Here is a 5,849-nt window from a genome sequence, read left to right as displayed (position 1 = left end):
TAAAGCACCGCCAAGAAACGCACTACCTAATCATTCCGATAATGCTCATCGCATTATCTTTTTTAATTGATTTTAGAGCGATACTCTTTTGGTTTGGGATTGGCTATCTCTCGCATTGGTTCGCTGATAGTTTGACGATTACGGGCGTACCAATAACGCCAAACGACAAACACAAAATTCATTTACTAGGTGGAAAGATAAAAACGGGCGAGCCGTTAGAATACATCGTTGCGTTTGGTCTGCTTATTGCTTCGGTTTCCATATCATCGAACGCCCTCGAACTATTGAACCAAGAGCACGGCTTCAATAAGTATCATATGGATTACGGTTATCTACACAAAAACGGCATAATTGACAACAAAGAAGCCCTTGAGACGAGGTTTAAATTATTTTGAGAAGTAGCGAAATTCTTTACAACAAAACGGGAAGCGATGAGAGCTATACGCCCGCTTATGCGGTCGCTCCGCTCTTGAAGTACATTCCAAAAAACGCCGTGGTTTGGTGTCCGTTTGACACGCAAGAGAGTGAGTTCGTCAAACAGATTTCAAAGAAAAATAAGGTCATCGCTTCGCATATTGACTTTGAGCAAGACTTTCTGAATTATGAGCCACGACAAGCGTGGGACATGATAATTTCTAACCCACCCTTTACATGTAAGCGTTTAATCTTTGAGCGTGCTTTGAGTTTTAAAAAGCCTTTTGCTCTGCTTATGACTTGTGCGTGCCTTAATGACAAATATCCGCTATTTAGCTTCAAAGAGGCGAACGCTTCGCCTCAATTCCTTTTCTTCGACAAGCGAATACACTACAAACAAAACGGAACGATTGAAAAAAATACAACTTTTATGAGTGCCTATTTTTGCCGAAACTTCCTACCTAATCAAATCGTTTTAGAATTGCTATAATTTCAATCCTTACATGTAAGGATTGAAAGGAAAGCAATGTTAAAAAAAACCCTCTTCTTTGCTATGCTAGTGGCTCAAATTCAAGCGGGAACACTTGACGGCGTAGTTGTAGCGATTACGGACGGAGACACGCTTAAAATGCTCACCAATGATAAAAGAGAAATTAAAATCAGATTAGCAAAGATAGACGCACCCGAGAAAACGCAAGCTTTCGGGCAAGCCTCAAAAAAAGCATTGTCGGATATTTGTTTTTCAAAACCTTTACATGTAGAGATCGAAACGATAGACCGATACGGTCGAACCGTTGGAACGGTTACATGTAAAGGCGTAAACGCAAATTTAAAACAGATTGAAAACGGTATGGCGTGGGTTTATGTAAAGTATTCAAAAGATAAAAAGTTTATCGAGGAAGAGCAGAAAGCAAAAGAAAAAAAGGTGGGATTGTGGAGCGAACCCACGGCGACACCGCCGTGGGAATATAGAAGAGTTAAGCCGTCTCGTACAACTTCTTAATAGCCTCGATTTTAGAGATAAGAGCCTCACGCTCTCGCCTGCGTTGAGAAGCATAATTGCTTCTCAATTCTACTTCTTCACGATAGCGTATCGGGCAAGGTTTTAAAAAACTATAATCCACATCAGTAGCGGAAACATCGCCGATATTTAAGTTTTTAAAATGCCTTGATGACACGATAGTTTGCCTTTTATTTAAAATTGTTCTCACGATTTCCCCCTTTTCGTAACCTAAGTTATTGTATTTACACATGTACCAAACAATAGAGCGAGAGACATTTTTATCATTCTCTTTTATTCTTCGATACACGCTCAAATTATACCTCATTAAGATTTCAAGAAACGGCGTTACATCGCCGAATGTAATCAAATTTAAGTGAGGATTAAATCCCATTGATTGAGAAAAACTAACTTCCAACCGTCCAAAGAAAACGGAAGAGATACGGGAACGCTTAACAGCTTCCCGAATATCATCGACAACTTTGTACAATTCATCAACAGAGTAGAACAGATTACCCCGCCTTTGCGTTTTGATGACGAAATATGTTAAAATTCCATCAGGTTGAATTTTTGTACCCTCGCAAAAAGTCTTAAATTCTTTTCGTTGCCACGACCTCGCACAGTCGGGACAAGTGAGGTGCTTCCTGCACCTCCGACCTATCTCACAAATCATTTATCAATCCTTAGCTTTTATTTTTCTTGAACTGATGAAGTTTACTAGCGTGCCACGGGCACAGCCGAAAATCTTAGCGATACTCGCAACGGGTACGCCTTTGCCTACTAAGTCGATTATTTGCTCCTCCTTTCCATCTAGCTTACTTTTTACAATCGCCCCCTTTTTACGCCCAAGGATAACGCCCTCGCTCTTTCTGCGTTGTAACGCTTCTTTGGTTCGTTGGCTTATTAGTTCTCTTTCGATTTCAGCCGAAAGACCAAAAGCAAAAATGAGCACGCTAGACTGTATTTTGTTGTCTGTACCATTGATGATGAAGTTGCCTTTTATTACATGTGTGACAACGCCCTTTTCTGTAAGCTCTTTGAAAATTGTCATAACTTCCAAAATGCTACGACCAAGACGAGAAAGCTCAGAAGTCACGAGCACATCGCCCGCTTTTAGCGAGCCGATGAGGCGAGAGACATCACGCTCTTCGAGCTTGACCCGTGAGCTTATCGTCTCGCTGATGAACTCAACGGGCGAAAGTTTGAGACGGTTACAATATTCTAAAATGCCGTGTTTTTGATTGTCGTAATCTTGCTTATCGGTCGAGACCCTAATGTATCCGTAAACCATTTTAAACCCCTTGTGTTAGTTTAGAGGTATTATATCAAAACGCTGACACTATGTCAACAGTTTAAACGACCGTCTAGGCTGAACGAATACCGCCAACAGAAAAAGCAAAAAAACCGCCCCCCGCTATATATAAAAACTAGACATAAAAAAGCAGTCTAAACGCCCCTAAAAATGACTTTTTGAGGTCAAAAAAGAGGCAAAAAATGCCCTAAAAAAGGGCAAAAAATGCCCTTTTTCATCAAAAAAGCCAAAAAAAGCCAAAAAAGAGCCAAAAAGTGCCAAAAAATGGCTATTTCCTTACATGTAAAGGTTCTTACATGTAGAGATTTACCAAAAGCCTTACATGTAGAGCTTGAAATCAATCCTTACATGTAAAGGTTCTGAAATATCCTTACATGTAGAGCTTCCAATCAATCCTTACATGTAGAGATTTACCAAAAGCCTTACATGTAAAGAATACAATGCCCGCCCCTGCGGGGCGGAATACAGCCCGCCCCCTGCGGGGGCTAATGCAAGAGCACGCCCGCCACGGTCGGGCTTAATCGGCGAGCCTCGGTCTCGCCTCAAAATACAATAAGCTCCACCGTGCCACGGTCACGGTTACGCCCTACCGTGCCACGGTCACGGTAGGAAAACGCCCGCCCGCCCCTTTTTACGGGGCTATGGTGGGGGGCGGGCGTTTTAATCGCTCCCTCTACTCGGGCGGGCTTCACCCCTCAGCCCCCGCCCGCCCTCGTTGAGTTGCGGGAGCGAATAGAAAGCTCCACCGTTTGAACTTCGTATTTCCAAAATGTAGCCATTTAATATTCTTCTCATCGCTCACGGTTTCGCTTACCTTTCGCTTACCTCGTTTTTCGTCCATTTTTTCGCTTACCTTTCGCTTACTTGCTTTTCCTCACTTCGGGGACTTCGTGCCTCCGTGAGAAAACTTTGCGGGGGACTTCGTGCCCGCAAAGTCGCAACCAAGCGAAAGCCAAGCGAAAAAACGAACAAAGAAAAACGAGCCAAGCGAAAGCCAAGCGGAAACCGTGAGCGATGAGAAGAATTAGCCCGCCCGCAGTCCATAGTTATTATAGAAGAGATTGACCGACCAAAGCAGGGTTTAAGTTTAGAGCGATTGAATTGTACAGTCTAAACGAACGACTAAACAATGCGATAAAAGGCTATTGTAAAAAGGTCTATAATTTGCTATAATAGTACAGTTTAAAAGGGAAAAAGGGTCTAAACGAACAATGACATACTTAAGACTAAAAAAGCTCAATTCTGAAAGCCCCGTCAAAGGAATTGTACTCAGAACAAAGCCACGCAAATATTCTTCTACATGTAAAGAAAAATGGATTTCAAAAAAAAGCTCAATCCTTATCACGGGCGTGGCAAGTGCGGGAAAAACAAGAGAGTTGGAAAAGCTATACAATGCAAGAACAGAGATTTTTCCAAAAGATACTTTCATAAAAATAAACGCTCACGAAAGTGTCGGCGATTGGATTACAAAAAACCTGACTGAAAAAGTTTTGACCCAATTTATCGAAAGCCACAATGATGACGAATTGACATATCAATATTTGAGCAAGAACGCAAAAAAGCAAACCGTTCAGCTTGAAGCTCTTGAATATTTCGCTAGCGGTTCGATTGTGTTCATTGACGACCTCGATAAAATGCAAGGACGAAAAAAAGAGTTTTTGAAACAAATCGTAAAAAACGCCCGCATTGTCATTGCTTCCGCAGAAAGCGAGTTGTCTATCGACAAAACTCTCTTTTCTATTTTGAAGCAAAAAAATTTTAACGAAATCCCGCTCACAAGCGGGACAAGCTACGACATGACAAACGCTTCAATCATCATTTTAATTATTGCGATGTTAGCCACGGGTCAGCACGAATTGGCGGGCTTGATTATGGTCGCCCGCTTTGCGATGAGAGGAAAGACAAAGTGAACGCATTACGCAAGCGTAACGCCTCCATATTACTTCCCACCCACGAGGCTAACCGTATTTTGCCTGACCTTTCGCTTACTTGCTTTTCCTCACTTCGGGGACTTCGTGCCTCCGTGAGAAAACTTTGCGGGGGACTTCGTGCCCGCAAAGTCGCAACCAAGCGAAAGCCAAGGCAAAACACGGTCTTAACGCCTCGCCCCACCCTTAATTTTAAAGAGCAAAGAGAGGATTTTTAAATGCAAACTTACACAGTGCACGCCGAAAAAATGCACGAATTACTCCACGCCTTACATGTAAAGGAAGAAAAGGCGAGAGCTTCAATCTTTGAGCAAGAACTAGCCAAAGAATACGAGCAATTAAGAAAACTATTGTTGGCAACCATTATCAAAAACAAAGGCGAAAAATGAGAAAAATAATTTTGGCGATACTCGCAATTTGCTTACATGTAGAGGCAAACGACAAAGCACCCGCAACAATAACAAAAGAAGATATTTTGCTAATGCAGAACTTCGCCCCGACCGTTTACAAAACCGTGCAGAAAGTACCAAAAGAGAAAAAAATCGCCACCGCCGTGGCGTTCTTAATGGATAAAATGGTTTATCGTGTTGATTACAATAAGCTAAAAATTGAAGCCGTGGCGACCACGGGAAGAAGAACCGCCCGTGGAAGCGAAGAGGGAACGAACACGGGAATTTTCCCGTCTGATTTTAACTACTACAATGCAGGACTTCAAGCAACTTACCCGCTTTTAGACGACAAAGAAAAAAGAGAAATTCAAAAGAAAAAGATTGATTTCAAAATAGAAATAATTGAAGATGTAAAAAAATATTTTGAAGCAGAAAACGAAGAGCACGCCACGGCTACGATTTTGGAAGTCGTAGAGCTAAAACAAATTAGAGCAAAAGCTCGAAGCACAGAGGGAATTATCGCCCTTGATGAGCGTATCGTTTTGATGGAAAAACTAGCAGAATTAAAAGCAAAACAAGCGACCGCAAGAACTGAAAAAAGTGCCCTACTTGAAAAGCTTTTAAGCTATTTAGAAGAACGAGAGCACGCCGACTTTATGGAGATTTTACAATGACTTGGAAGAGCCACACGGCTATCGCCGTGGCAATAGCTTTGCCATTCTCGCCCGCTTCGCTCCCCGCTGTAATCATCGGGGCGACCGCTCCCGATTGGCTCGAATATGTTTTAAAATTCTTTGGCGTACATG

Annotated in this window: 8 protein-coding genes; 6 read left to right on the top strand and 2 right to left on the bottom strand. The window is 42.2% G+C overall.

Annotated features, from left to right (window positions below; genetic code table 11):
• From HUK38_RS14250 to HUK38_RS14240, 3 genes are all read left to right on the top strand, one after another.
• Positions 1-395 (top strand): metal-dependent hydrolase (locus HUK38_RS14250; RefSeq protein ID WP_238787690.1); only part of this gene is annotated, 395 nt, incomplete at its 5' end.
• Positions 392-904, top strand: a complete 513-nt coding sequence (locus tag HUK38_RS14245; RefSeq protein WP_194374904.1) for a tRNA (adenine-N(6)-)-methyltransferase — start codon at positions 392-394, stop codon at positions 902-904. The genes HUK38_RS14250 and HUK38_RS14245, both read left to right, overlap by 4 nt.
• 36 nt (positions 905-940) lie before the next feature.
• Positions 941-1,417, top strand: coding sequence for a thermonuclease family protein (locus HUK38_RS14240; RefSeq protein ID WP_182584991.1), 477 nt, complete (start codon positions 941-943; stop codon positions 1,415-1,417).
• Here the strand turns inward: HUK38_RS14240 and HUK38_RS14235 are convergent.
• Together HUK38_RS14235 and HUK38_RS14230 are read right to left on the bottom strand one after the other, a co-directional pair.
• A complete protein-coding gene (locus tag HUK38_RS14235) occupies positions 1,392-1,904 on the bottom strand; it encodes a hypothetical protein (protein WP_182584990.1) in 513 nt (170 codons plus the stop codon). The two genes, HUK38_RS14240 and HUK38_RS14235, sit on opposite strands and share 26 nt — an antisense overlap.
• A gap of 186 nt (positions 1,905-2,090) precedes the next feature.
• Positions 2,091-2,705 (bottom strand): recombinase family protein, encoded by a 615-nt coding sequence (locus tag HUK38_RS14230; RefSeq protein WP_182584989.1) that lies wholly within the window; start codon positions 2,703-2,705, stop codon positions 2,091-2,093.
• A gap of 1,232 nt (positions 2,706-3,937) precedes the next feature.
• On the opposite strand from HUK38_RS14230, the gene HUK38_RS14225 reads away from it, so the two are divergent.
• From HUK38_RS14225 to HUK38_RS14215, 3 genes are all read left to right on the top strand, one after another.
• Entirely contained in the window at positions 3,938-4,636 is a 699-nt protein-coding gene (locus tag HUK38_RS14225) for a hypothetical protein (RefSeq protein WP_182584988.1), read from the top strand.
• A gap of 236 nt (positions 4,637-4,872) precedes the next feature.
• Positions 4,873-5,043 carry a hypothetical protein gene (locus tag HUK38_RS14220; protein WP_182584987.1) on the top strand — a complete coding sequence of 57 codons (171 nt, stop codon included), beginning with the start codon at positions 4,873-4,875 and terminating at the stop codon, positions 5,041-5,043.
• Positions 5,044-5,054: 11 nt separating this feature from the next.
• Positions 5,055-5,717: a hypothetical protein gene (locus tag HUK38_RS14215; protein WP_182584986.1), complete on the top strand. Its 663-nt coding sequence runs from the start codon at positions 5,055-5,057 to the stop codon at positions 5,715-5,717.
• The last annotated feature ends 132 nt before the right edge of the window (positions 5,718-5,849 follow it).

Origin of the sequence: Thiospirillum jenense, from assembly GCF_014145225.1 — a bacterium.
GTDB classification, from domain to species: Bacteria; Pseudomonadota; Gammaproteobacteria; order Chromatiales; family Chromatiaceae; genus Thiospirillum; species Thiospirillum jenense.
The sequence above is the reverse complement of the archived record's forward strand: the minus strand, read 5'-3'. Positions and strand labels throughout refer to the sequence as shown.

Coding starts and splice junctions, on each gene's coding strand:
- HUK38_RS14240 (WP_182584991.1), top strand. CDS start 941: ATGTTAAAAAAAACCCTCTTCTTTGCTATGCTAGTGGCTCAAATTCAA.
- HUK38_RS14230 (WP_182584989.1), bottom strand. CDS start 2,705: ATGGTTTACGGATACATTAGGGTCTCGACCGATAAGCAAGATTACGAC.
- HUK38_RS14225 (WP_182584988.1), top strand. CDS start 3,938: ATGACATACTTAAGACTAAAAAAGCTCAATTCTGAAAGCCCCGTCAAA.
- HUK38_RS14220 (WP_182584987.1), top strand. CDS start 4,873: ATGCAAACTTACACAGTGCACGCCGAAAAAATGCACGAATTACTCCAC.